At 65.6% G+C, this 22,252-nt stretch carries 37 protein-coding genes and 1 tRNA gene; 36 read left to right on the top strand and 2 right to left on the bottom strand.

What is annotated here, in order from left to right; genetic code table 11:
- The 35 genes from JW876_05125 to JW876_05295 all read left to right on the top strand — a co-directional run.
- On the top strand, positions 1-85 hold an 85-nt coding region (locus tag JW876_05125; protein ID MBN1884885.1), incomplete at its 5' end, for an elongation factor Tu.
- A gap of 28 nt (positions 86-113) precedes the next feature.
- Positions 114-422: a 30S ribosomal protein S10 gene (gene rpsJ / locus JW876_05130; GenBank protein MBN1884886.1), complete on the top strand. Its 309-nt coding sequence runs from the start codon at positions 114-116 to the stop codon at positions 420-422.
- Positions 423-432: 10 nt separating this feature from the next.
- The gene (gene rplC, locus JW876_05135; protein MBN1884887.1) at positions 433-1,068 is read left to right on the top strand and encodes a 50S ribosomal protein L3; all 636 of its coding nucleotides are present in this window, start codon (positions 433-435) and stop codon (positions 1,066-1,068) included.
- A gap of 15 nt (positions 1,069-1,083) precedes the next feature.
- Positions 1,084-1,713, top strand: a complete 630-nt coding sequence (gene rplD / locus JW876_05140; GenBank protein MBN1884888.1) for a 50S ribosomal protein L4 — start codon at positions 1,084-1,086, stop codon at positions 1,711-1,713.
- Positions 1,710-2,012, top strand: coding sequence for a 50S ribosomal protein L23 (gene rplW / locus JW876_05145; GenBank protein ID MBN1884889.1), 303 nt, complete (start codon positions 1,710-1,712; stop codon positions 2,010-2,012). The genes rplD and rplW overlap by 4 nt, the downstream gene beginning before the upstream one ends.
- A 12-nt stretch (positions 2,013-2,024) precedes the next feature.
- Entirely contained in the window at positions 2,025-2,855 is an 831-nt protein-coding gene (gene rplB, locus JW876_05150) for a 50S ribosomal protein L2 (GenBank protein ID MBN1884890.1), read from the top strand.
- Positions 2,856-2,910: 55 nt separating this feature from the next.
- A complete protein-coding gene (gene rpsS / locus JW876_05155; protein MBN1884891.1) occupies positions 2,911-3,180 on the top strand; it encodes a 30S ribosomal protein S19 in 270 nt (89 codons plus the stop codon).
- 23 nt (positions 3,181-3,203) lie between these two features.
- Positions 3,204-3,734 (top strand): 50S ribosomal protein L22, encoded by a 531-nt coding sequence (rplV, locus tag JW876_05160; GenBank protein ID MBN1884892.1) that lies wholly within the window; start codon positions 3,204-3,206, stop codon positions 3,732-3,734.
- Between the two features lie 77 nt (positions 3,735-3,811).
- Positions 3,812-4,495, top strand: a complete 684-nt coding sequence (rpsC, locus tag JW876_05165) for a 30S ribosomal protein S3 (protein ID MBN1884893.1) — start codon at positions 3,812-3,814, stop codon at positions 4,493-4,495.
- 35 nt (positions 4,496-4,530) lie between these two features.
- Positions 4,531-4,959: a 50S ribosomal protein L16 gene (gene rplP / locus JW876_05170; protein MBN1884894.1), complete on the top strand. Its 429-nt coding sequence runs from the start codon at positions 4,531-4,533 to the stop codon at positions 4,957-4,959.
- 75 nt (positions 4,960-5,034) lie between these two features.
- Positions 5,035-5,274, top strand: a complete 240-nt coding sequence (rpmC, locus tag JW876_05175) for a 50S ribosomal protein L29 (protein ID MBN1884895.1) — start codon at positions 5,035-5,037, stop codon at positions 5,272-5,274.
- 45 nt (positions 5,275-5,319) lie between these two features.
- Positions 5,320-5,577 (top strand): 30S ribosomal protein S17, encoded by a 258-nt coding sequence (gene rpsQ, locus JW876_05180; GenBank protein ID MBN1884896.1) that lies wholly within the window; start codon positions 5,320-5,322, stop codon positions 5,575-5,577.
- 13 nt (positions 5,578-5,590) lie between these two features.
- A complete protein-coding gene (gene rplN / locus JW876_05185; GenBank protein MBN1884897.1) occupies positions 5,591-5,959 on the top strand; it encodes a 50S ribosomal protein L14 in 369 nt (122 codons plus the stop codon).
- 18 nt (positions 5,960-5,977) lie between these two features.
- Positions 5,978-6,298 (top strand): 50S ribosomal protein L24, encoded by a 321-nt coding sequence (locus tag JW876_05190; GenBank protein MBN1884898.1) that lies wholly within the window; start codon positions 5,978-5,980, stop codon positions 6,296-6,298.
- Between the two features lie 55 nt (positions 6,299-6,353).
- Positions 6,354-6,914 carry a 50S ribosomal protein L5 gene (rplE, locus tag JW876_05195; protein MBN1884899.1) on the top strand — a complete coding sequence of 187 codons (561 nt, stop codon included), beginning with the start codon at positions 6,354-6,356 and terminating at the stop codon, positions 6,912-6,914.
- Positions 6,915-6,933: 19 nt separating this feature from the next.
- The gene (locus JW876_05200; protein ID MBN1884900.1) at positions 6,934-7,119 is read left to right on the top strand and encodes a type Z 30S ribosomal protein S14; all 186 of its coding nucleotides are present in this window, start codon (positions 6,934-6,936) and stop codon (positions 7,117-7,119) included.
- 39 nt (positions 7,120-7,158) lie between these two features.
- Complete coding sequence (gene rpsH / locus JW876_05205) at positions 7,159-7,554, top strand: 30S ribosomal protein S8 (GenBank protein MBN1884901.1); 396 nt, start codon at positions 7,159-7,161, stop codon at positions 7,552-7,554.
- 64 nt (positions 7,555-7,618) lie between these two features.
- A complete protein-coding gene (gene rplF, locus JW876_05210) occupies positions 7,619-8,167 on the top strand; it encodes a 50S ribosomal protein L6 (GenBank protein ID MBN1884902.1) in 549 nt (182 codons plus the stop codon).
- A gap of 67 nt (positions 8,168-8,234) precedes the next feature.
- Positions 8,235-8,672: a 50S ribosomal protein L18 gene (locus JW876_05215; GenBank protein MBN1884903.1), complete on the top strand. Its 438-nt coding sequence runs from the start codon at positions 8,235-8,237 to the stop codon at positions 8,670-8,672.
- A gap of 48 nt (positions 8,673-8,720) precedes the next feature.
- On the top strand, positions 8,721-9,293 hold the full coding sequence (gene rpsE / locus JW876_05220) for a 30S ribosomal protein S5 (protein ID MBN1884904.1): 573 nt from the start codon (positions 8,721-8,723) through the stop codon (positions 9,291-9,293).
- Between the two features lie 73 nt (positions 9,294-9,366).
- Positions 9,367-9,648 carry a 50S ribosomal protein L30 gene (rpmD, locus tag JW876_05225; GenBank protein MBN1884905.1) on the top strand — a complete coding sequence of 94 codons (282 nt, stop codon included), beginning with the start codon at positions 9,367-9,369 and terminating at the stop codon, positions 9,646-9,648.
- A 32-nt stretch (positions 9,649-9,680) separates the two neighbouring features.
- Positions 9,681-10,166, top strand: coding sequence for a 50S ribosomal protein L15 (gene rplO / locus JW876_05230; protein MBN1884906.1), 486 nt, complete (start codon positions 9,681-9,683; stop codon positions 10,164-10,166).
- Positions 10,163-11,476 carry a preprotein translocase subunit SecY gene (secY, locus tag JW876_05235; protein MBN1884907.1) on the top strand — a complete coding sequence of 438 codons (1,314 nt, stop codon included), beginning with the start codon at positions 10,163-10,165 and terminating at the stop codon, positions 11,474-11,476. The genes rplO and secY overlap by 4 nt, the downstream gene beginning before the upstream one ends.
- Positions 11,477-11,501: 25 nt before the next feature.
- Positions 11,502-12,137: an adenylate kinase gene (locus JW876_05240; GenBank protein MBN1884908.1), complete on the top strand. Its 636-nt coding sequence runs from the start codon at positions 11,502-11,504 to the stop codon at positions 12,135-12,137.
- Complete coding sequence (map, locus tag JW876_05245) at positions 12,134-12,877, top strand: type I methionyl aminopeptidase (protein MBN1884909.1); 744 nt, start codon at positions 12,134-12,136, stop codon at positions 12,875-12,877. Before JW876_05240 ends, map begins: the two co-directional genes overlap by 4 nt.
- A gap of 86 nt (positions 12,878-12,963) precedes the next feature.
- On the top strand, positions 12,964-13,182 hold the full coding sequence (infA, locus tag JW876_05250; GenBank protein MBN1884910.1) for a translation initiation factor IF-1: 219 nt from the start codon (positions 12,964-12,966) through the stop codon (positions 13,180-13,182).
- Between the two features lie 70 nt (positions 13,183-13,252).
- The gene (gene rpmJ, locus JW876_05255; protein MBN1884911.1) at positions 13,253-13,369 is read left to right on the top strand and encodes a 50S ribosomal protein L36; all 117 of its coding nucleotides are present in this window, start codon (positions 13,253-13,255) and stop codon (positions 13,367-13,369) included.
- 37 nt (positions 13,370-13,406) lie between these two features.
- Positions 13,407-13,778: a 30S ribosomal protein S13 gene (gene rpsM / locus JW876_05260; GenBank protein ID MBN1884912.1), complete on the top strand. Its 372-nt coding sequence runs from the start codon at positions 13,407-13,409 to the stop codon at positions 13,776-13,778.
- Positions 13,779-13,905: 127 nt separating this feature from the next.
- Positions 13,906-14,295: a 30S ribosomal protein S11 gene (rpsK, locus tag JW876_05265; protein ID MBN1884913.1), complete on the top strand. Its 390-nt coding sequence runs from the start codon at positions 13,906-13,908 to the stop codon at positions 14,293-14,295.
- Between the two features lie 150 nt (positions 14,296-14,445).
- A complete protein-coding gene (gene rpsD, locus JW876_05270; GenBank protein MBN1884914.1) occupies positions 14,446-15,075 on the top strand; it encodes a 30S ribosomal protein S4 in 630 nt (209 codons plus the stop codon).
- Between the two features lie 68 nt (positions 15,076-15,143).
- Complete coding sequence (locus JW876_05275; protein ID MBN1884915.1) at positions 15,144-16,145, top strand: DNA-directed RNA polymerase subunit alpha; 1,002 nt, start codon at positions 15,144-15,146, stop codon at positions 16,143-16,145.
- Complete coding sequence (gene rplQ / locus JW876_05280) at positions 16,145-16,756, top strand: 50S ribosomal protein L17 (GenBank protein MBN1884916.1); 612 nt, start codon at positions 16,145-16,147, stop codon at positions 16,754-16,756. The genes JW876_05275 and rplQ overlap by 1 nt, the downstream gene beginning before the upstream one ends.
- A 183-nt stretch (positions 16,757-16,939) precedes the next feature.
- Positions 16,940-17,947: an AEC family transporter gene (locus JW876_05285; GenBank protein ID MBN1884917.1), complete on the top strand. Its 1,008-nt coding sequence runs from the start codon at positions 16,940-16,942 to the stop codon at positions 17,945-17,947.
- A 4-nt stretch (positions 17,948-17,951) separates the two neighbouring features.
- Positions 17,952-19,304: an FAD-binding oxidoreductase gene (locus JW876_05290; protein MBN1884918.1), complete on the top strand. Its 1,353-nt coding sequence runs from the start codon at positions 17,952-17,954 to the stop codon at positions 19,302-19,304.
- Between the two features lie 11 nt (positions 19,305-19,315).
- Positions 19,316-20,986 carry a (Fe-S)-binding protein gene (locus JW876_05295; protein ID MBN1884919.1) on the top strand — a complete coding sequence of 557 codons (1,671 nt, stop codon included), beginning with the start codon at positions 19,316-19,318 and terminating at the stop codon, positions 20,984-20,986.
- Here the strand turns inward: JW876_05295 and JW876_05300 are convergent.
- On the bottom strand, positions 20,983-21,459 hold the full coding sequence (locus JW876_05300; GenBank protein MBN1884920.1) for a hypothetical protein: 477 nt from the start codon (positions 21,457-21,459) through the stop codon (positions 20,983-20,985). The two genes, JW876_05295 and JW876_05300, sit on opposite strands and share 4 nt — an antisense overlap.
- A 296-nt stretch (positions 21,460-21,755) precedes the next feature.
- Here JW876_05300 and JW876_05305 point away from each other — a divergent pair.
- Positions 21,756-21,831: transfer RNA gene (locus JW876_05305), tRNA-Asn, on the top strand.
- On the opposite strand, the gene JW876_05310 is transcribed toward JW876_05305, so the two are convergent.
- On the bottom strand, positions 21,817-22,252 hold a 436-nt coding region (locus JW876_05310; protein MBN1884921.1), incomplete at its 5' end, for a hypothetical protein. The genes JW876_05305 and JW876_05310 overlap by 15 nt on opposite strands.

Below are 22,252 nucleotides of genomic sequence, written 5' to 3' on the forward strand. Positions count from 1 at the left end.
CGCGATGGAGCAGGAGCTGCGGTTCGCGATCCGCGAGGGCGGACGTACCGTCGGCGCCGGCGTCGTGACCAATATCATCGAGTAACGGCGAGAGGCAATTCGGAGGTTGGCCGGTGGATGGTCAGAGAATACGGATCAAGCTGAAGGCGTACGAGCATTCGATGCTCGACCGCAGCGCCGAGGAGATCGTCAGGACGGCGCGGAGGACGGGTGCTGAAGTCTCGGGTCCGATCCCGCTTCCCACGAGGCGTTCGGTCTACACGGTGCTCCGCTCGCCGCACGTGAACAAGAAGTCGCGCGAGCAGTTCGAGATCCGGGTGCACAAGCGCCTTATCTGGATCACGAACGTAACGCCCAAGGCGGTCGATGCGTTGCAGAAACTCGACCTGCCCGCCGGGGTCGACATCGAGATCAGAGTCTGATTCGGAGGATATCATGGTTGGGTTGATCGGCAGGAAGATTGGGATGACGCAGGTCTTCGACGAGAACGGGACATCGATCCCCGTATCCGTCATCCAGGCCGGCCCGTGCCCCGTCGTCCAGGTCAAGACCGTCGAGAATGACGGGTATGCCGCCGTGCAGCTGGCGTTCGATGAGATCGACCCGAGTCGGGCCAACCTGCCGACGATCGGTCATTTCAAGAAGGCCGACCTGCCGCCGTACCGGCATGTCCAGGAGTTCAGGGTGGAGGACGCGAGCGTCTTCCACGCGGGACAGCTTCTCGACGTGGGGCTCTTCGCGGGCATTCACCGCGTTGACGTTTCCGGTCTGACGAAGGGCAAGGGGTTCCAGGGCGTCATCAAGCGGCACGGGTTCCACGGAGGCAGGAAGACCCACGGGTCGAATTCGCACCGGGTTCCCGGCTCGATCGGCATGGCCGCCTACCCCGGCAAGGTCCTGAAGGGGCAGCGGCTTCCCGGGCGGACCGGGCACGAGCAGGTTCACGTCAGCAATCTCGTCGTCGTCGACGTCGATGTCGAGAACAACCTCCTCCTCGTGCGGGGGGGCGTTCCGGGCTCGAGAAACACCATCCTGCGACTTACGGCGACGCCCCGGAGCGAGGGCTAGAAGCGAGGAAAGGTCATGGCTAGCGCGAAACTCTACGATTTCAGCGGGGACCTGAAGGGCTCCGTCGATCTTCCCGCCGCGCTCTTCGAAGGCGCGGTGAACCGGCCCGTGCTGTACGACGTCGTCAAGATGTACCTGGCGAATCGTCGGCTGGGCTCGGCGAAGACGAAGCAGCGGGGCGAGGTCTCCTACAGCAATCGCAAGCCCTATCGTCAGAAGGGCACCGGCCGGGCGCGCGCCGGCCGCAGGTCTTCCCCCATCTGGCGGGGTGGCGGCGTCGTCTTCGGGCCGCAGCCGCGCGACTATGGCCGCCGGATTCCCCGGAAGGTCAAGCGCGTCGCCCTGAAAAGCGCGCTCACCGACAAGGTTCACGGCGAGAGCGTCGTCGTGGTCGAGGGCGTGGCGTTCGAAGAGGCGAAGACGAAGCGTTTCGCCGAGTTCCTGAAGGCGGCGGGGCTGTACGGGCGCAAGGTGCTGTTCGTGACCGGCGGATTCGACGAGAACGTCTTCAAGTCCGTCCGGAATATCGAAGGCGTCCGGTTCATGCTGAGCCGGAACATGAACGCCTACGAGATCCTGAAGGCCGATGTCCTTCTGTTCACCGACGAGGGACTGAGTTCGCTCGAGGAGGTGTTCGCGTCATGAAGGATATCCAGAGGATCATCCTGAAACCCGTCATCACCGAGAGGAGCACGGCCCTCAAGGAGGCGAGCAACAAGTTCGTCTTCGAGGTCGACCCGCGCGCAAACAAGCGCGAGATCAAGGCCGCGATCGAGAAGCTCTTCAACGTCACCGTCAAGGACGTCAAGACGGCGATCATACGCGGCAAGACGAAGACCACGTTCATGCGCTCCGGACGATTCACCGGCAAGCGGTCCGATCGCAAGAAGGCGATCGTCCGGCTCGCCTCGGGCGAGAACATCGATATTTTCGACCAGGTGTAGCGAGGTATCCCGATGGCTATCAAGAAGTTCAAACCGACATCCCCGGCGCTGCGGTACAAGACCGTAACCGACTATTCGGAGCTGACCCCGAAGGCTCCCGAGAAGTCGCTGGTCAAGGGCAAGGCGAGCAAGGGCGGCCGCAACAACCACGGTCGGGTCACGATGCGCCGGCGGGGCGGCGGGCACAAGCGCCGCTATCGCGTGATGGATTTCCGTCGCGACAAGCACGGGATCGACGCGAAGGTCGCCGCGGTCGAGTACGATCCGAACCGTTCGGCCTTCATCGCCCTCCTCCACTACGTGGACGGCGAGAAGCGCTACATCCTCGCGCCGCACGGCGTCAAGGTCGGCGACGTCCTGGTCTCGGGCCCGGACGCCGACATCCACCCGGGCAACGCGCTGCCGCTCGAGAAGATCCCTACCGGGCTCTTCGTCCACAACATCGAGCTGATCGCCGGCCGGGGCGGACAGATGGCGCGGAGCGCCGGCTCCTACGCCCAGCTGATGGCGAAGGAGGGCGGGCGCGCCCTGCTGCGGCTGCCCAGCGGCGAGATCCGCAGCGTACGCAAGGAATGCTTCGCGACGATCGGCCAGGTCAGCAACATCGACCACGAGAACGTGTCGATCGGCAAGGCGGGGCGTTCCCGCTGGCTCGGTCATCGGCCCAAGGTCCGCGGCGTCGCGATGAATCCCGTCGACCACCCCATGGGGGGCGGCGAGGGTCGTACGAGCGGCGGCGGCCACCCGGTGACGCCGTGGGGCAAGCCGACCAAGGGGTTCAAGACCCGCAAGAAGAAGCTTTCGGACAAATACATCGTCCACCGACGCAAGAAGAAGAGGTAAGGCCGCCGCGGCGGCCACCTGCCCGGATCGCGAACCCGGGTACGCTGGAGGTCACATGCCCAGATCGTTGAAAAAAGGCCCCTATATCGACGAGAAGCTGTTCGGGAAGATCGACCGGATGAACGAGACCGGCGAGAAGCGCGTCATCAAGACGTGGGCCCGCCGATCGACGATTTCCCCGGAATTCGTCGGCCACACGCTGGCCGTGCACAACGGGAACAAGTTCATCCCCGTGTTCATCACGGAGAACATGGTGGGTCACAAGGTCGGCGAGTTCGTCTCGACGCGGACCTACCGGGGGCACACGAGCAAGAAGCGCAAGTAGCACGCGAGCGGAGGTAGATCGAAATGGAGGCACGCGCCATCGCGCGGCATGTCAGGGTATCACCGAGAAAGGCGAGAATCGTCGCCGACCTGGTGAGAGGCAAGTCGATCGAGCTTGCCATCGAAACCCTTCGGTATTCGTCGAAAGCGGTTTCGGTCCCGATTCGCAAGACGCTCGAGTCCGCGATGCACAATCTGGCGGACCGCTTCGAGCACCCGGTCGAGCCGCATGACATGGCCATCAAGGAGATCTTCGTCGACGAAGGTCGGACCATGTACCGGATCAGGCCGCGGGCGCAGGGGCGCGCCTTCCGGATCCGGAAGCGGAGCAGCCATATCACGGTCACGGTCGAGTTCACCGGCGAGGAGCCCGGAGAGGCCGCCGGCGGCAAGACCGAGAAGAAGGCGTCGAAGAAGACGGCCGGAAAGAAGACCGCGGCGAAGAAGACCGCGGCGAGAAAGACGACGCCGAAGAAGTCCGCGCCGAAGAGGGCGGCCGCGAAGAAGCCGGCCGGCGGGCGGAAGAAGCCGGCCGCGAAGAAGACGGAAAAGTAACAGCGCCACGCGCGGGCCGAGGACGAACCGTCCCCCGCGCACATCGAAGAGCGAATCGTCAGTCGAGGGAGGAGAACTTGGGTCAGAAGACACATCCCGTAGGGTTGAGGCTCGGAATCAACCGTACATGGGATTCCAAGTGGTTCACGAGGAAAAACTTCGCCGCGTGGCTCGAGGAAGACGTCATGATACGCCGCTATATCAAGAAGCGGCTCGCCCGGGCGGGCGTTTCCAAGGTCGAGATCGAACGTCGAGGCGACAAGGTCAGGGTCCATATCTATACGGCGCGCCCCGGCATGGTCATCGGTCGGAAGGGCGCCGAAGTCGATTTCCTCAGCGAGGAGCTGGCCCACCTGACGAAACGCAACGTCAACATCGATATCAAGGAAGTGAAGCGGCCCGAGCTGAACTCGCAGCTCGTCGCCGAGCACATAGCCGGACAGCTCGTCCAGCGGGTCTCCTTCCGCCGCGCCATGAAGAAGGCGATCGGATCGGCGATGCGGATGGGGGCCGAGGGTATCAAGATCAAGTGCTCCGGCCGTCTCGGTGGCGCCGAGATGTCCCGCACCGAGGGATACATGGACGGGCGCGTTCCCCTGCACACGCTCCGCGCCGACATCGACTACGCGCAGTCGACGGCGTTCACCACCTACGGAACGGTGGGCGTGAAGGTGTGGATCTACACCGGCGAGGTCTTCCCGAAGGACTTCCGCCGCAAGATGAGCGAGACGGCGATCGAGGAGTCCTCCCGCGGGCGATGACCGGGAACGGACGACAGCAGAGAGGTTGAAGAGCCATGTTGATGCCGAAACGCACGAAATACCGCAAGCAGCAGCGGGGCCGGATGAAGGGAAAGGCCTACCGGGGCTCCAGTATCAGCTTCGGCGAGTTCGCCCTGCAGGCCGAGGCGCCCGCCTGGCTCACGAACCGCCAGATCGAGGCGGCTCGCGTGGCGATCATGCGGCACATCAGCCGTCAGGGGAAGCTGTGGATCCGCATCTTCCCGGACAAGCCGGTGACCGTGAAGCCTGCGGAGACGCGCATGGGCAAGGGCAAGGGCGCCCCGGAGTACTGGGTCGCCGTCGTGAAGCCGGGCCGCATCCTCTTCGAGCTCGAAGGCGTCGAGCCGAAGATGGCAAAGCGGGCCATGGAGCTCGCGGGCGCGAAGCTCCCAATCAGGACGAAGTTCGTCCGCCGTGTCGCCACCGGGAAGGTGGCCGGCTAACGGCGGCGGTCGGGGTTCCGCCGCGCATGATCGGCGGGGCCGGGTGAGTCGGAGAAAGATCCGGACGGTTGCACAATGAAGGCAGTTGAACTGAGAGAGATGACGCTGGACGAGCTTCGTTCCCGCGAGCGGGACCTCCTCGAGGACCTCGCACGGCAGAGGATTCAGCTTTCCATCAAGCGTCTCGACAATCCCCTGCAGGTGCGCGTCACGAGGCGCGAGCTCGCTCGGGTGAAGACGATCATCAACGAGAAGCTCGGCGTGGACGGGGACGAGATCCCCGCGGCGCGCCCTGCGCAGGACAGCGAGGCGTAAGGCCGCCACGGGGCGAGAGACGCCCGGGAGTCGCGAGGAGAAAGCATGGAGAAGAGAAAACCCAGAAAGACCCTGATCGGGTGGGTTGTCAGCGACAAGATGGACAAGACCGTCACCGTCGCTGTCGAGCGTCTCTTCAAGCATCCGGTGTACAAGAAGACGGTGAAGCAGACGCAGAAAATCCACGCGCACGACGCGGAGAACGACTGTCACATCGGCGACCGCGTCAGGGTCATGTCCACGAGACCGCTGAGCCGGCTGAAGCGCTGGCGGGTCGTCGAAGTCATCGAACGGGCACAGTAGGAGCGGAATAACGATGATCAAGATGCAGACGAATCTGGTCGTCGCCGACAATTCGGGGGCAAAGAGCATCCGGTGCATCAAGGTGCTTGGTGGCACCAGGCGGCGCTATGCCTCGGTCGGCGACATCATCAGCGCTTCCGTTCGTGTGGCGATGCCCGGCGGCGGTATCAAGAAGGGGCAGGTCGTCAAGTGCGTGATCGTACGCACGACGAAGGAAGTCAGGCGCAGGGACGGAAGTTACATCCGGTTCGATCAGAACGCGGCGGTCGTCGTGAACGAGCAGCGCGAACCGGTCGGGACCCGTATCTTCGGGCCCGTTGCAAGGGAGCTCCGGGAGAAGCGGTTCATGAAGATCGTCTCGCTGGCTCCGGAAGTCATCTAATATCGGACGGACACAACGATGAAGGTGAAAAAGAACGATATGGTGAGGGTCGTCACGGGGAACGAGCGCGGCCTCGAGGGGAAAGTCCTCAAGGTATTTCCCGAGACCAATCGCATCATCGTCGAGAAGGTGCGCCTCGTCAAACGGCACACGCGCCAGCAGCAGCAGGGTCAGCAGGGCGGCATCGTCGAGAAGGAGGCGCCCATCGACGCCTCGAACGTGATGCTGATCTGTCCGAAGTGCGGCAAGACCACGCGTACGATCTCGGCGAAGCTCGCGGACGGGCGCAAGGTGCGGAGCTGCAAGAAGTGCAACGAAACCCTGAGCGACGAGGATTAGAGATACGTCGGCCGTGCCGGCCGGCCAGGGCTTTTACTCGTGAACGGTGAGTAGAATGGCTGAGACAAAGAACAAGCCGAACGTGAGGGCGCGATACGACGATTCGGTCGTGTCGGAGCTCATGAAGAAGTTCAATTACTCGAACGTCATGCAGGTGCCGCGGATGCAGAAGATCGTCGTCAACATCGGCGTCGGCGAGGCGATCAACGACGCCAAGTTGCTCGAAGCCGCGGTGAAGGATCTGGGCGCCATCACGGGCCAGATGCCCTGCATCACCCGCGCGAAGAAGGCGATCGCGGGGTTCAAGCTCCGCGCCGGCATGCCGATCGGTTGCCGCGTCACGCTGCGCGGGGCCTTCATGTGGGAGTTCTTCGACCGGCTCGTGAACGTCGCGATCCCGCGGATCCGCGATTTCCGGGGGCTGAGCCCGAAGAGTTTCGACGGGCGCGGAAACTACACGTTCGGCGTGAAGGAACACACCATATTTCCCGAGATCGACTACGACAAGATCGTGAAGGTTCTCGGCATGGACATCACGATCGTCACGAGCGCGAAGACCGACGAGGAAGCCCGGGAGCTGATAGTGCTTCTCGGCATGCCGCTTCGCAAGACCTGAGATACACGAGGAGGCTTTCGTGGCCAAGAAGTGCTTGATAGCGAAGGCGAAGAAACAGCCGAAGTTCAACGTGAGGAAGTACAACCGCTGCAGTCGTTGCGGGCGGCCGAGAGCGTACATCCGCAGGTTCGGCATCTGCCGCATCTGTTTCCGGGAGCTCGCGCTGCAGGGGAAGATCCCCGGCGTCGTAAAGGCGAGCTGGTAGAGAAATGGCACGAATAGACAACCGTGAGGTGAGAACACGATGATGACCGACCCTATCGCCGATCTGTTGACCAGGGTGCGCAACGGCATCCAGGTGCACAAGGCACACGTCGACGTTCCCGCGTCCAGGATCAAGGCGAGGATCGCGAAGATCATGATCGCCGGCGGGTATGTCCGGAACGTCCGGTTCATCGACGACGGTCCGCAGGGCATGCTGCGGATCTATCTGAAGTACAACGAGGACAAGAGCAGCGCCATCGAGGGGATGAGGCGGATCAGCAAGCCGAGCCGGCGGGTCTACGTCGACAAGAGCACTCTTCCTCGCGTGATGGGCGGGTACGGGACGGCGATCCTTTCCACCTCGCAGGGCGTGGTCACGGACAAGGAGGCCCGCCGAATGGGCGTCGGGGGCGAGGTTCTCTGCCATATCTGGTAGCCGGACGTGTGCCGGCGGGGCGGACGCCGCGCGGTGCCGCCGTTCATGGAGGTTCAGAAACGCTATGTCACGAGTGGGGAAGAATCCGGTTCCGATTCCGGCCGGTGTGCAGGTGGCCATCAAGGGCAACCACATCACCGTGAAGGGGCCCAAGGGCGAGCTCGATCGCACGCTGCACCCCGACATGATCGTCGAGGTGTCGGATGCGGAGATCACGGTCAGGCGTCCGACCGAGCAGAAGACGCACAAATCGCTTCATGGCCTCACCCGGACACTCGTCGCGAACATGGTGACGGGCGTGTCCGAGGGGTTCACGAAGAAGCTCGAGATCGAGGGCGTCGAGTACCGCGCGGAACTCAAGGGCAATGCGCTGGTCCTCCAGCTCGGATACAGCCACCCGGTCCACTACGAAGCGATCGAGGGCATCTCGATACAGGTTCCCGACCTGAAGAAGATCGAGGTCAGCGGAATCGACAAGCAGAAGGTCGGCCAGGTGGCGGCAGAGATCCGGTCGTTCCGTCCGCCCGAGCCTTACAAGGGCAAGGGGATTCGGTACGCGGGCGAGCAGGTGCGCCGCAAGTCCGGAAAGGCCACCGTCGGGAGCGGTTTCTAGGTCGGGCGCGAACCGGCCGCCGCCGCATGGTCGGCGGATCGGCCGACGTTAACGGGAGTGGATTCACGTGAGAGACGTACACGGCGAGAAGAGAGAAGCGAGGCGGAGGCGCCACGCGCGCGTGCGGCGGAAGGTCGCCGGGACCCCCGACGTGCCGAGGCTGGCCGTCTACCGGAGCCTCAACCATATCTACGCTCAGTTGATCGACGACGAGGCGGGCCGGACGCTCGCGTCCGCGTCGAGTCTCCGGCTGGAACTGCCGACGATCGAGCCGGCCGCGAAGGCGGACGAACAGGAGGGCGGGAAGAAGAAGGGCGGCAAGAAGAAGGACGCCCGTCCCGCGAGCCTGAAATTCCGCCGTTCCATCGCCGTCGGCGAACGTATCGCCGAACTGGCGAAAGAGAAGGGTATCAGCAAGGCGTGTTTCGACCGCGGTGGATATCTCTACCACGGCCGCGTCGCCGCGCTGGCCGAAGCCGCCCGGAAGAACGGGCTTGAAATCTAGGGGGCGGCGGTCCGGCGGCCTGCCGGATCGTTCACCCACGGGGGTATTCTGGTGAGATACGACAGAAAACGGCGAGACGACACGGCGCCCGAGTTTCTCGAGCAGACCATCCATATCAACCGGGTCGCGAAGGTCGTGAAGGGCGGTCGCAGGTTCAGTTTCAACGCTCTCGTCGCCGTCGGCGACGGCATGGGCAAGGTCGGCATCGGTCTCGGCAAGGCGAACGAGATCAGCGACGCGATCCGCAAGGCCAACGAAGCGGCGCGGCGCGACATGATGAAGATCCCCATGGTCGGCGGAACGATCCCCTTCAAGGTGGTCGGCCGGTTCGGCGCCGCGAGAGTGCTCCTGAAGCCGGCATCTCCCGGTACCGGGGTCATCGCCGGCGGCGGTGTCCGCTCGGTGCTCGAAGTCGCCGGGGTGAAGGACATCCTGACGAAATCGCTGGGCTCCAACAACCCGCACAACATGGTCAAGGCGACCCTCGCGGGGCTCAAGAGCCTGAAGAGCGCAAAGGACGTCGCGAAACGCCGCGGCATATCGATCGGCAAGCTCTTCCTCATCGAGGAGAAGCCCGTCGTCGCCGAGGCGCAGCAGGAGACCGAGGCCGCGCCGGAATGACGGCGCACCCGGCGAACGCCTCCCGGACGGGGCGCGATCATCGCCGGAACGACCACGACAGCGAGGAATTCAGATGGCCAAGATGCTGAAAATGACGCAGGTGCGGAGCATCATCGGGTCCCAGGAGCAGAAGCACAAGCGTGTCATGCAGGCGCTGGGATTCAAGCGGAACTACCGCACCCTCTACAAGAAGGACACGCCGCAGATCCGCGGCATGCTCGCCAAGGTGCGCCACCTCGTGACCGTCGAGGAGATCGACGCGAAGGACGTGCCGCAGGCATCGGCGGGATCGGCGGGATTCACCGTCGTCGGGAAACCGGCGGAGAAGCCCGCGGCGGGCGGCGAGACGGCATAGGTGGCTGACCGGAAGGCAAGGAGACCAGCGAGATGAAGCTCAACGATATCAGCCCGGCGCGCGGCGCCGTGAAGAAGAGGAAACGGGTCGCGTGCGGACCCGGCTCCGGGCACGGAAAGACCGCCACGCGGGGACACAAGGGACAGAAGTCCCGCTCCGGCGGCGGCGTGCCCCCCTGGTTCGAGGGCGGGCAGATGCCGCTGCAGCGGCGCGTGCCGAAGCGCGGGTTCACCAACATCTTCAGGAAGACCTTCCAGGTGGTCAACCTCGACGGGCTCAACCGGTTCGACGCGGGGACGACAGTCGACCGGAAGGCGCTCCTCGACGCGGGCCTGCTCAAGAAGGCGGCCGTTCCCGTCAAGGTCCTGGGCCGCGGGGAGCTGAAGGTGGCTCTCACCGTCGAGGTCGACGCCGTCAGCGCGTCCGCCGCGAAGGCCATCCGCGACGCGGGCGGCTCGATCAGTCTCGTATCCGGCGGGCCGGTTCCCGGTTCGGACACGCAGGAGCATGGCCGATGATCAAGAAGTTTCAGGATATTTTCAATATTCCGGAGCTCAAGCGGCGGATCCTGTTCACGGTCGCTCTGCTGATCGTCTACCGCATCGGCGGCCACATCACGACCCCCGGAGTCAACCCGATCGCGCTGAAGGCCTTCTTCCAGAGCCAGCAGGGGACGATCTTCGCCCTCTACGACCTCTTCGCGGGCGGCAACCTGAGCAGGGCCACGATCTTCGCGCTCGGCATCATGCCGTACATCAGCGCGTCGATCATCCTCCAGCTGCTGCAGGCGGTCATCCCCTACTTCGAGAAGCTGGCGAAGGAGGGCGAGGAGGGGCGGAAGAAGATCACGCAGTACACGCGGTACGGCACGGTCGGCCTGGCCCTCATCCAGTCGATCGGCATCGCGCTCTTCCTCGAGAACATGAACGTCGGGGGCGTCTCGGTGGTGCCCTTCGGCGGGCTGCCCTTCAGGCTGCTCACGATGATCACGATGACGTCCGGCACGATCTTCGTCATGTGGCTCGGCGAGCAGATCTCCGAGCGCGGGATCGGCAACGGCATCTCCCTGATCATCATGATCGGCATCATCGCCCGGTACCCCGCCGATTTCCTGAACACGTGGCGGGCCCTGAAGCTCGGCAACATCACGCCCTTCCGGCTCGTGCTGCTCCTCGTCGTGATGGTCTGCGTGATCGCGAGCGTCATCCTGATCACGCAGGGACAGCGCCGGATCCCGGTGCAGTACGCCAAGCGGATCGTCGGCCGCCGCGTGTACGGCGGCCGCGCGCAGTACATCCCGCTGCGGGTCAACACCGCGGGCGTCATCCCGATCATCTTCGCCCAGGCGATCATGACCTTCCCGAGCACCCTCGCGACGCTGCCCTTCCTCAGGGGGAGCGAGGCGATCGGGTGGGTGCAGACGATCCTCTCGCCGGGATCGTGGTTCTACCTGTCGCTGTACGCGATCATCATCATCTTCTTCACGTACTTCTACACGGCCATAATCCTGAATCCCGTGGATCTGGCCGACAACATGAAGAAGTACGGCGGATTCATCCCCGGCATACGCCCGGGAAAACGGACGAGCGACTACATCGACCGGATCCTGACCCGCGTGACGCTGCCGGGAGCATTCTTCCTCGCGTTCATCGCGATCCTGCCGGACATCCTGATGCGGAGGGGAAACCTCCCCTTCTACTTCGGTGGCACGGGTCTCTTGATCGTGGTCGGCGTCATGCTCGACACGCTGCAGCAGATCGAGACGCACCTTCTCATGAGGCACTACGACGGTTTCATGAAGAAGGGGCGCCTGCGCGGCAGGAGATAACGGAAAGGCGATCGTCGTGGCGGGAATGCATATCGTCATCATCGGGCCGCCCGGTTCGGGCAAGGGAACGCAGGCCTCGCGCGTCGCCGACGCGCTCGGCCTGAGACACCTTTCGACCGGCGATCTTCTCCGCGAGGCGGTCGCGAACAAGACGCCGCTCGGCGTCGAGGCAGAGCGCTACATGAGGGACGGCCTGCTCGTCCCCGACGATCTCATGCTCGGTCTCATCGCGGTGGAGCTCGAGACGCTCGGCGACACCGGCTGGATTCTCGACGGGTTCCCGCGGACCCTTCCGCAGGCCGAGGCGCTGTCCGCGATGCTCGCGGAGCGGAAGATCGCCGTCGACAGGGCGCTGCTCGTCGACGTCGACCCGGAGGTGATCGTCGGCAGGCTCACGAGCCGGCGGGTCTGCCCCGCGTGCAAGGCGGTATTCAACCTGGCGACCATGCCGGACGCCGGAGAAATCTGCGCCAGGTGCGGCGGCAACCTGGTCAAGCGCCCCGACGACGAGGAGGAGACGGTGCGCCGCCGCCTCGACGTCTACGAGGCGCAGACGGCCCCGGTCGTGGATTACTTCCGCCGCGCGGGCGGCCTCGTGACCGTCGACGGCGCGGGGGACATGGACGATATCACGGCGGAGATACTCCGCCTGCTGAAATGATCGGTATAAAGACGTCGCGAGAGCTGGATCTCATGCGCCTGAGCGGCGAGATCCTCAAGGACTGTTTTCTCGAGATGGAGAAGATGGTCGTCGCCGGCGTCTCGACGGCCGAGCTCGATCGGGCGGCCGAGGAGTTCATCCGCTCCCGCGGCGCCGAGCCGGCATTCAAGGGGTACCAGGGGTACCCTGCGACGATCTGCGCATCGGTGAACGAGCAGGTCGTCCACGGGATTCCCGGCGATCGCCGCCTCGAGGAGGGGGACATCGTCGGAATCGACATGGGGGCCGTTCGGGACGGATTCTACTCCGACGCGACCCGGACCTTCCCGGTCGGGGAAATCGGAGAGGAGCCGCGGCGGCTGATACGGGTGACGAAAGAGGCGCTCGACCTGGGTATTGACAAGGCCCGGGCGGGGAACCATCTTTCGGACATCTCCCACGCGGTTCAGACACACGCGGAGCGGCACGGGTATTCGGTCGTGCGGGTTCTCGTGGGGCACGGGATCGGACGGCGGATGCACGAGGAGCCGCAGATCCCGAATTTCGGTTCGCCGGGCGAGGGCCCCATCCTCGAGGCGGGAATGGTGCTGGCTCTCGAGCCGATGATCAACGTCGGGACGTACGAGGTCCTGACGAAGAAGGACAACTGGACGTACGTCACCGTTGACGGGGCGTTGTCCTGCCACTTCGAAGACACGATCGCCGTCACGGACGGGGATCCCGAAATACTCACGCGCTGAGTCCGTCGGCGCCCTGGACGTGAAAGACGGATGGTCGGGCGGCGGATGACGGGATGAACGGACCGAAGGGTCGGAGAGAATACCATATGGCCAAACAGAAGGGTATACCGGTCGAAGGCAAGGTCGTCGAGGCCCTTCCGAACGCGATGTTCAGGGTGGAGCTCGAGAACAGGCACATCGTGCTCTGCCACGTCTCCGGCAAGATGCGGATGCATTTCATCCGGATCCTGCCCGGTGACCGTGTCGCGCTCGAGCTGAGCCCCTACGATCTTTCGCGCGGAAGGATAACCTACCGGTACAAGTGATCGGTACGGCGACGATTCGATCGGTATGACGCTCCCGTCCCGCGGGCGGGACCAGCAGAAAGCGACGACGATGAAGGTACGAAGCTCGGTAAAGAAGATGTGTCCGGATTGCAAGATCATCCGGCGAAAGGGTGTGCTGCGGGTCATCTGCAAGAAGAACCCGAAGCACAAGCAGCGCCAGGGCTGAAGGCTCGCGGCGTTACATTCTTGAAAGGAGCAGTTCCGTGGCGCGTTTAGTCGGAGTCGACATTCCCGACAACAAACATATCGAGGTCGCGCTGACGTATATATTCGGCATCGGCCGGTCGAGCGCCCGCGAGATTTGCGGCAAGGCCAGGGTGCCGTTCAGCACGAGAACGAGGGATCTGACCGAGGATCAGACGGTCAAGCTTCGGGATATCATCGAAAACGATTACAAGATCGAGGGATCCCTGCGGAGCGAGGTCACGATGAACATCAAGCGCTTGATGGACATCGGTTGCTACCGCGGCCTGCGTCACCGGCACGGCCTGCCGGTGCACGGCCAGCGGACGCACACCAACGCCCGCACCCGCAAGGGCCCGAAGAATCGTCCCGGGGCCAAGCGCAAGAAGTAGCGCGTTCCGGTGACGGACCGGCGACGGCGGCGCGGGGGAGCGATCGCTTTCCACGCATATCCGGCCCCGGCGCGTCGCACTGCCGGAGAAGACGAAACGAGACGGCAAAGCACAGGGAGGTCCCAGCGTGGCTCGACCGACGCGGTCGAAGAAGAAGAAAGCGAAGAAGGTGGACGCCTACGGCGTGGCGCACGTCAAGTCAACGTTCAACAACACGATCATCACGATCACCGATCGCGAGGGCGCAGTCGTCGCGTGGTGCAGCCCCGGCAAGCTCGGATACAAGGGCTCCCGGAAGAGCACTCCGTTCGCGGCCCAGCAGGCCGCTTCGACCGTGGCCCGCGAGGCGATGTCGATGGGGATGAAGAAGGTGGAGGCCTGGATCAAGGGCCCCGGCCCGGGGCGCGAGGCGGCGATCAGGTCGCTGCGCGCGAGCGGGCTCGACGTGGCGGGAATCAAGGACTGCACGCCGCTGCCGCACAACGGGGTGCGACAGAAGAAGCGCCGTCGCCTCTAGGGGCGCCGACGAGGCGGGGTTCCGGCGGAGACCCGCGGCCCCCATCGGGGGAGAACGATCCGCCGTGTGTAAAGCGCATGGCGCCCGTGGCGGCACGCGCGAGGAAGCACTGAGAGACGGCCGCAAGACGGCCGGGGAGGTTTTCGGTTCATGGCACGGTATACCGGCCCGAAATGCAAACTCTGCCGCAGGGAGGGCGAGAAGCTCTTCCTGAAGGGCGATCGCTGCTATTCCGAGCGCTGCGCGCTCGAGAAGCGGAACTACCCGCCCGGCGAACACGGACGATCCCGTTTCAGCCGGCGGAGCAACTACCGCATCCAGCTTCGCGAGAAGCAGAAGCTGCGCCGCATGTATCATCTCCTGGAGCGGCAGTTCCGCAATTATTTCAGGGAGGCAGCCGGCATGAAGGGGGTCACCGGCGACAACCTGATGCGTCTTTTGGAGAGCCGCCTCGACAACATGGTCTACCGGATGGGATTCGCGCCGTCGCGTGGAGCGGCGAGGCAGCTCATCCTGCACAGCCATTTCGAGGTGAACGGCCGGACGGTCAACATCCCGTCCTTCCGTCTCTCCCCAAACGACCGGGTGAGCGTACGCGAGAAGAGCGGGAGTCTGCTCGTCATCGAGGACAGCCTGAAGAAATACGGAAGCCGCGGCACCGTTCCGTACATCTCCGTGGACGTCACCAAGAAGGAAGGTGTCTACGTCGAGGAGCCCACGAGGGACGTTATCCCTGTTCCCATCGAGGTGAACCTGATCGTGGAGCTGTACTCCAAATAACGTGACGTTGCATGCCTGCAGGCCGGCGGCGTGACGCCGGAACCGGCCGAGCAAGGAGGAATGCTTCGATGAAATGGCGCAACCTGCTGATGCCGAAGGAAATCGTGATGGACGAGGCTGCAGCGACGCCGACGTTCGCCCGGTTCACCGTCGAGCCGCTCGAGCGTGGATTCGGAAACACGATCGGCAACGCTCTCCGTCGCACCCTGCTTTCTTCGATCCAGGGGGCCGCGGTGACGGCCGTCAAGATCAAGAGCGTGCTCCACGAGTTCTCCACGATCAAGGGCGTGAAGGAGGACGTGACCGACATCGTCCTCAATCTCAAGCAGCTCATCGTCGTGATGCACTCGGACGAGCCGAAGTTCCTGCACATCGACACGAACAAGAAGGGCGAGATCACGGCCGCCGACATCAAGACGGACGGCGACATCGAGATCCTCAACCAGGATCAGGTGATCGCCACCTGCACCGAGAAGGTGCCCGTGAAGATGGACGTCCTGATCGGGCACGGCCGCGGATACGTGGCGGCGGAGATGCACAATCTCGACGATTACGAGATCGGCCTGATTCCGATCGACGCGAACTTCAGCCCCGTGCGGGCCGTCAACTACACGGTCAGCAACACGCGAGTGGGGCAGAAGACCGATTACGATTCGCTCGAGCTGGCGATCACCACCGACGGGAGCGTCGCTCCCGAGGACGCGCTCGGCTTCGCCGCGAAGATCCTCAAGGATCACATGCTCTTCTTCATCCATTTCGACGAGGAGCCGATCGAGGAGTCCGAGGAGATAGTCGACGAGGAGATCGAGCGGATGCGCGATCTGCTGAACAGGAGCGTCGAGGAGCTCGAGCTCTCGGTGCGGTCGTCGAACTGCCTCAAGGCGGCGAACATCAAGTCGCTCGGCGAGCTCGTCGGGAAGTCGGAGAGCGACATGCTCAAGTACCGAAATTTCGGCCGCAAGAGCCTGAAGGAGATCATCGACATCCTCGAGGGGATGGGACTGCACCTGGGCATGGACGTCGATACCATCGCCGGCGGCAAGAAGAACGAGGAAGAGGAGAACGAGTAATGCGACACAACCGGGACGGAAGAAAGCTGGGTCGTACCGCGTCCCACCGCAAGGCGATGCTCGGCAACATGGTCACCTCCCTGTTCCTCCGGGAGCGGATCCGGACGACGACGCCGAAGGCGAAAGAGGCCCGCCGTCTGGCCGAGAGGATAATCACGTTCGCGCGTCGCGGCACCCTCGCCGACAGGCGTCACGTCGCCAAGACCGTGCACGACCATGCCGTGCTCCGCAAGCTCTTCGACGAGATCGGTCCGCGCTTCAAGGAGCGGCCGGGCGGGTACACCCGGATCCTGCGGACGGGCGTCCGCAAGGGCGACGCCGCCGATACGGCCATCCTCGAGCTCCTCGGCGAGAACGACCAGGGCCGGAAGAAGACGGCCTCGCGGAAGACCTACCGCAAGATCGACGTGCCCGAGAGCCCGACCATCAAGGCGAAGGCCGCGGCGAAGAAGGCGGCGGAGGAAGCGGCGGCCGCGAAGGCAGCCGAGGAGGCCGCCGAGGCCGAGGCGAAAGCGGCGGAAGCCGCGGCGGCGGAGGCGGAAGCCGGCGAGGAGACCCCGGAGGCCGGGGAGGCCGCCGGGGAGGCGCCCGCCGACGGAAAGAAAGAGTAGCCTCGCAGACGGCCGGAATAGACGGGAAGCCGCCCCCCGCGGGCGGCTTCTTGCTGTCCGGCGCCTGATTCGCGGCGAACCCTTTCACCCCGGGCCCGCGGCGTGTTATCTTCTCCCCGTTGCGCCGGGCGGCGCGAGCTGCCGCCGGCGCGCCGCCGTACCTTCGACCGGAGCCGGACCGACGTGATCATCACCGACATCATCCTCCCCGTCTTCTTCGTCATCGCCCTCGGCGTCGTTCTGCGCCTCGTCGGCGGCGTGGAGGAGCGGGTCTTCTCGCGCACGCAGCTCTACATCCTCACGCCCGCCCTCGTCTTCTCAGCGATGGCGCGCGCGGATGTGGAGACGGGGATGGTGTTCCATGTCCTCCTCTTCGTCGGCGCCGTCATGGGGACGATCCTCGCCGTCTCGCAGGGGGCCGGGTTCCTCATGCGGCGCGACCGCGTCGAGCGGAGCGCCCTCTCGATCGTCTCGACGTTCATGAACAGCGGCTTCTACGGCATTCCCCTCTGCATGCTCGCCTTCGGGGAGAAGGGGTTCGTCTACGCCACCCTCTACGTCGTCTGCAGCTCGATCTTCCAGTCAACCGTGGGGATCGTCGTGGCGAGCGCGGGGCGGCGCTCGATCGCAGCGGCGGTCAGGACGATGCTCGGCGTGCCGATCATCTGGTCGATCGTCCTCTCCCGCGTGCTCGTCGCCTCCGACGCATTGCCGCCCGGGCCGATGATGAAGATGATCGATCTCGTCGGGCAGGCGGCGATCCCGATCGGCCTCATCCTTCTCGGCATGCAGCTCGAACGGCTCGTGACGGGGATGATCCGCGGCATGCGGGCGAAGGCGGCCGCGGGGGCAATTTCCGGAGGCGCGGACGATTGCGCCGCCGGGGCGGTCGAGGACACGGCGTGCCCGATCGGGGGCCGGGAGATCGCCGACGGCCTCGTGGCCGCGTTCCTGCGCATCGGTGGCGGATTCGCCGTCGCGCTGATCCTTCTCGCGTTCCTCGAGTTCGAGCCGATTCTCGAGAAGGTGCTCCTTGTCGAGGCGTCGATGCCGACGGCGGTCAACATGGTCGTCTACGCCACCGAGTACGACTGCAAACCGCGGATGGTCGCCTTCGGCGTCGTCGCCTCGACGCTGCTCAGCATCCTCAGCATCACCCTCGTGCTCGGATACGTGGGCGTCGGGGGGTAAGCCCGTGGAGCGCTGCCGCCATACGTTCGCCCCGGGGCGCCCCGCCGAGGCCGCCGCGTTCCTCCGGGCCTGCTCGGAGCGGCGGAGCGGCGGCGTCGATCTGCGCGTGGGTCTGCTCGAGAGCCCGTTCACGAGGGAAACGCCGCGCTCGGCCCTCGATCTCGAGCCCCTGGGCGGAGCGGAGGAGATCGGCCGGATCGGCGGCCCGGCGACGGTCCTCGCCGGGCACGCCCGGCTCGGCGGCGTCCTGGAGGTGTCGCGCGCCGATCTGCTCGCCGTCTGCGGCGGCGGGGCGACGCTCGGCGAGCTGCGCCGGGCCGCGGCCGCCGAAGGGCTCTTCTTCCCGTACGAGCCGCCGGTTTCGTCGGGGGAGGAGACCATCGCCGGGCTCGTCATGGCGGGGATGCGGGGCGCGGCGGACGGCCGGTTCGGCCCGCTGCGCGAATCGATCCTCTCCGTCGAGATCGCGACCCCCGCCGGGGCGCTCGTCCGGACCGGTTCCCGTGCGGTCAAGGACGTGGCCGGCTACGAGATCGCCGGCCTGCTCGCCGGCGCGGGAGGTGTCTGCGGGATGACCCCCGGGGTCACGGTGCGCCTCTATCCCGAGCCGGCGACGCGTATGCGCGTCGCGGTCCGCGGGGAGGCGGAGGCGCTCGAGGAGGCGGGTCGGCGGATCGTCCGGGCCATGCGCCCCCTCTCGATCGTTTTCTACGCGAACGCGGCGGCCGCCCTCGCGGCGGAGACGCTCGGCCTGCCGCCTGCCGGCGGCGCGATACTCGCGGTCGAGCTTTTCTCGCCGGCCGCAGGCGACGAGGCGGCCCTGCTGGCGGAGCTTCTCGGCGTCCCGGGGACGGGAGGCGGCGCGGAGACGTGCGGGGAGGATGCATGGGCGCGTCTCGCGCGATTCGCTCTCCTCGCCGCAGGGCGGGTCGACGAGGGCGGAGGCGCCCTCTGGCTCGCGCACGACGGCGCCGTGGACGCGCCGGGTGCATCCGATCAGCCCGATGCGCCCGGGACGATCTCCTGGCGGTCCTTCTCGCCCGACATCCGGTTCGCCGTGAGAGCGGCTCCTGCGGTAACCGGAAACGATCCCGGCGACGCGGCGATCCTCGGAGCGGCGCCGGAGCTGGATTCGCTCCTCGCGGCGCGCGCCGTGAGCGGGCGGCATTGTGCGATAGGCCTCTTGCGCGTCGCGGGCGGCGATGCGTCGCTGAGGCTCGTGCACCGTGATGCGATCGCCTCCTTCGCCGCGGAACGGCCGGGGGCGGACGCCTTTCTCGAACAGGCGCGCATCGAGAGCGGACTGTGGGACGGGATCCGGCGGATCTTCGATCCGGCGGGGATCATGTTGCCGTAGGGACGTGGATCGTGAAGGACACCCGAAACAAGAGAGAAACGGCCGGACGGGACGTGACCCGCGACCTCCTGCTCTGCAACCGCTGCGGGAACTGCCGGGCCGTCTGCCCCGTCTTCGACGTTTTGCGCGAGGAGCAGGCCGGGGCGCGGGGGAAGGTGGAGCTGGCCGAGGCCTTCTTCCGCGGCGAGGACGTCGACGAACGGGAGATGCAGCGGATCTTCGATCTCTGCCTCCACTGCATGACCTGCGAGGAGAACTGCCCCTCGGGGATGCGCGCCGACGAGATCGTCATGGCCGTCCGGGCCGAGCTGGCCCGGCGGGGGCGGATCCCGCGCCTCAAGCGGCTGGCCCTCGGGCTCCTCGGCGGCATGGACAACATCCTCTTCAAGGCCTTGCGGGCCCTGCGGATCACGCGACGGGGGCCCCTGCACGGCGTCGGCGCCCGGAGCGCCTTCTCGCCCCTCTTCCCGCTCGTCGGCTGGTCGCGCGACCGATCGATACCCCTGCCGGCTGCGAGGCCCTTCCTTGCAGATGCCGCGGAGCTCTCGCGGGCGGCGGATGCCAATCTCTCCGCGACGGGGGCGGTTTCTTCCGGGGGGAAGGATGCGCCGGGGGGCCGGGACGAGGCCGCGGTGCACGACCCGGCGACGGCCGATCTCCTCGCGCGCGTGCGCACGGCCCGCGAGCGCAACCTCGCCGAGGGGCGCCGCGCATACTTCTTCGTGGGCCACGCGGTCAACCACTTCTTCCCCGAGGAGGCGCGGGCGATCGTTTGCGTGCTGAACCGTCTCGGCGTGGACGTCGTCGCCCCGAAGGACCAGCTCTGCTGCGGGGCGCCCGTCTATTACGCGGGGGACATCGACGGGGCGCGGCGCGCGGCCGTGGCCGCGATGGAGCGGCTCGACGGGCACGAGTACGACTGGATCGTCACCTCCTGCTCGACCGGCGGGACGGCGCTGCGGGAGGATTTCCCGCGCCTCTTCGATGTCACCGGGGACGGCTACTTCACCGTCCGGTGGGACGGGGACGCGGAGGAGTTCGTCCGCGATACGGCCCCTGCGCCGTCCGGGGGGCGGTTTCCCAGGGAAGCAGACCTCTGGAGGCGGACCGTCGAGGGACGCGTCCGCGACATCAACGAGCTCGTCGCCGAGCTTCTCGGCTACGTCGACGACCGGCCGGACCCGGCGGCGGTCTTCGAGGCGGCGGCGGGAGGAGGAAACGACGAAGCGGGGGCAACCGGCCCGAAGGCGGTCGATGACGAAAGGGGGAGGCCTGGCGGCGCGGAATCCGACTGGCGCCCCGTCGTGACGTATCACCTTCCCTGCCACCTCAACCGAGGCCAGGGGGTGGACTGGCAGCCGGAGGCGATCCTCCGGGCGCTGCCCGGCTGGCGGTACGTTGCGATGCCCGACGCCGACCTCTGCTGCGGGGGCGGGGGAGCCTTCACCGTCGCTCACGCAGGGGTGTCGGCCGCGATCGGCGAACGCAAGATGGACTCGGTCGCCATGGCCGGACCGGATCTCGTCGCCACCGCCTGCCCGGTCTGCCGCATCCAGCTCATGGACATGCTCCGTCGCCGCTTCGTCGTCGAGGCGAAGAAGCGCGGCGAGGAGCCGCGAGCGATCCCCGTCCGCGCGCCCGTCGAGCTCCTCGACGAGTCGCTCGCGGCGCTGCCTGCCTAGAATTCGATCGAGAAGCCGACCGCCGTATGCCCCGAGGGGAACGAGTACGGCCCACCGTTCGGGCGCGTGCTGTTTGAGCGTCCAGACGATCGCGCTGGTCGCGGCGAGAGAGAGGGCGAGGTCCCGGCGAGCGCGTATGCGTCATGGTTGCCCGCCATGCGGCCGGCGAGCATGAGGCACAGTGTCGAAGCGCCGAGGCATACACCGTCGCCGTAGACGTTGCCGATGTCCATCGCCCCGTCGATCGGCGAGCCGTCGAGCAGGCGGGCCATCCGCTCGTCATCCTCGAATTGCTTGCTGAGGATCGACGCGCCGCCCAGCGCCGCGAGGGCGATCAATGTGCCGCTGGAGATCGTCGCGCTGGGGGCGTACGGTGAATCGATATCGAGGTATGCGGATTCCGCGGCGTGAGTTGGCGAGGCGCCAAGGCACGCGAGAGCGATTCCGACGCAGGCGATTCGCCGAATTCTCATGGTGTCGTCGCGGTCTCCAATCCGGGGAAAAGGATGCGTGGGCGGTCGATATCAGGGGAATCCGTACCGAGGGAAATATACGACGGGCATCGAACGGCGCAAGGGAATATCGGCGGCGGATTCCCCGGGGGCCACTGCGATCGATGCCGCGGGAGAGGGGGAGATCGAGCCGCCGGCGGTTCCTTCGGCGAGGCCCTCGCCGCGCTTCTGATTGGGGATTGACAGGAGGGGTGCAGGGTACTATTATACAAATCCGGCGGCGCGAGCGCCGCCGAAATGATTACAACGATACGTGCTCCTCAGTAGCTCAATCGGTAGAGCATCCGGCTGTTAACCGGAGGGTTGTAGGTTCGAGTCCTACCTGAGGAGCCAATTGTTCCAGTCCTCGCACCCTTGAGGGTTTGGTAAGCCGTACCAGATCTCGATCGTGCGACGGTCATGGACCAGGACCTTCTTCACCAGACGGCGGAGAAGGTCCTTCTTTTTGGGGTTCGGCCCCTCGGCCATGACCCGGTCGAACTGGTCGACGAGGGTTGCCATCATCTCCTTGTCGATCGCGGGCAATTCCAGCCGTTCGCGCCGGGCCTCCAGATCCTGCTTCTCGTCCTCGAGTTCTTCCAGTCGCGCCCGCAGATCGCGGACCTTCTCGTTGCACAGTCCGGCGTCCAGCGTGCCGGCCTCGAAGGCCTCGAAGTAGCGGTCGATGGCGGCCCGGGTCTTGGCGGCCTGTGCCTCGACCTTGGCGATCTCCTGGTCCAGGTTCGGCTTCTCCGCTCCCAGCTGCTTGTTCGCC

This window comes from Candidatus Krumholzibacteriota bacterium (assembly GCA_016931295.1).
Classification (GTDB): domain Bacteria; phylum Krumholzibacteriota; class Krumholzibacteriia; order Krumholzibacteriales; family Krumholzibacteriaceae; genus JAFGEZ01.

Bases quoted from the DNA above. Each gene is read 5' to 3' on its own strand.
- rpsH (MBN1884901.1), top strand. From the start codon at position 7,159: ATGATGACCGACCCTATCGCCGATCTGTTGACCAGGGTGCGCAACGGC.
- rplF (MBN1884902.1), top strand. From the start codon at position 7,619: ATGTCACGAGTGGGGAAGAATCCGGTTCCGATTCCGGCCGGTGTGCAG.
- secY (MBN1884907.1), top strand. From the start codon at position 10,163: ATGATCAAGAAGTTTCAGGATATTTTCAATATTCCGGAGCTCAAGCGG.
- rplB (MBN1884890.1), top strand. From the start codon at position 2,025: ATGGCTATCAAGAAGTTCAAACCGACATCCCCGGCGCTGCGGTACAAG.
- infA (MBN1884910.1), top strand. From the start codon at position 12,964: ATGGCCAAACAGAAGGGTATACCGGTCGAAGGCAAGGTCGTCGAGGCC.
- rplW (MBN1884889.1), top strand. From the start codon at position 1,710: ATGAAGGATATCCAGAGGATCATCCTGAAACCCGTCATCACCGAGAGG.
- JW876_05275 (MBN1884915.1), top strand. From the start codon at position 15,144: ATGAAATGGCGCAACCTGCTGATGCCGAAGGAAATCGTGATGGACGAG.
- rpmD (MBN1884905.1), top strand. From the start codon at position 9,367: ATGGCCAAGATGCTGAAAATGACGCAGGTGCGGAGCATCATCGGGTCC.
- JW876_05190 (MBN1884898.1), top strand. From the start codon at position 5,978: ATGAAGGTGAAAAAGAACGATATGGTGAGGGTCGTCACGGGGAACGAG.
- rplQ (MBN1884916.1), top strand. From the start codon at position 16,145: ATGCGACACAACCGGGACGGAAGAAAGCTGGGTCGTACCGCGTCCCAC.
- rpmJ (MBN1884911.1), top strand. From the start codon at position 13,253: ATGAAGGTACGAAGCTCGGTAAAGAAGATGTGTCCGGATTGCAAGATC.
- rpsQ (MBN1884896.1), top strand. From the start codon at position 5,320: ATGGAGAAGAGAAAACCCAGAAAGACCCTGATCGGGTGGGTTGTCAGC.
- JW876_05300 (MBN1884920.1), bottom strand. From the start codon at position 21,459: ATGAGAATTCGGCGAATCGCCTGCGTCGGAATCGCTCTCGCGTGCCTT.
- rplP (MBN1884894.1), top strand. From the start codon at position 4,531: ATGTTGATGCCGAAACGCACGAAATACCGCAAGCAGCAGCGGGGCCGG.
- rplO (MBN1884906.1), top strand. From the start codon at position 9,681: ATGAAGCTCAACGATATCAGCCCGGCGCGCGGCGCCGTGAAGAAGAGG.
- rplN (MBN1884897.1), top strand. From the start codon at position 5,591: ATGATCAAGATGCAGACGAATCTGGTCGTCGCCGACAATTCGGGGGCA.
- rpmC (MBN1884895.1), top strand. From the start codon at position 5,035: ATGAAGGCAGTTGAACTGAGAGAGATGACGCTGGACGAGCTTCGTTCC.
- rplD (MBN1884888.1), top strand. From the start codon at position 1,084: ATGGCTAGCGCGAAACTCTACGATTTCAGCGGGGACCTGAAGGGCTCC.
- rplV (MBN1884892.1), top strand. From the start codon at position 3,204: ATGGAGGCACGCGCCATCGCGCGGCATGTCAGGGTATCACCGAGAAAG.
- rplE (MBN1884899.1), top strand. From the start codon at position 6,354: ATGGCTGAGACAAAGAACAAGCCGAACGTGAGGGCGCGATACGACGAT.
- JW876_05240 (MBN1884908.1), top strand. From the start codon at position 11,502: ATGCATATCGTCATCATCGGGCCGCCCGGTTCGGGCAAGGGAACGCAG.
- rpsS (MBN1884891.1), top strand. From the start codon at position 2,911: ATGCCCAGATCGTTGAAAAAAGGCCCCTATATCGACGAGAAGCTGTTC.
- rpsD (MBN1884914.1), top strand. From the start codon at position 14,446: ATGGCACGGTATACCGGCCCGAAATGCAAACTCTGCCGCAGGGAGGGC.
- map (MBN1884909.1), top strand. From the start codon at position 12,134: ATGATCGGTATAAAGACGTCGCGAGAGCTGGATCTCATGCGCCTGAGC.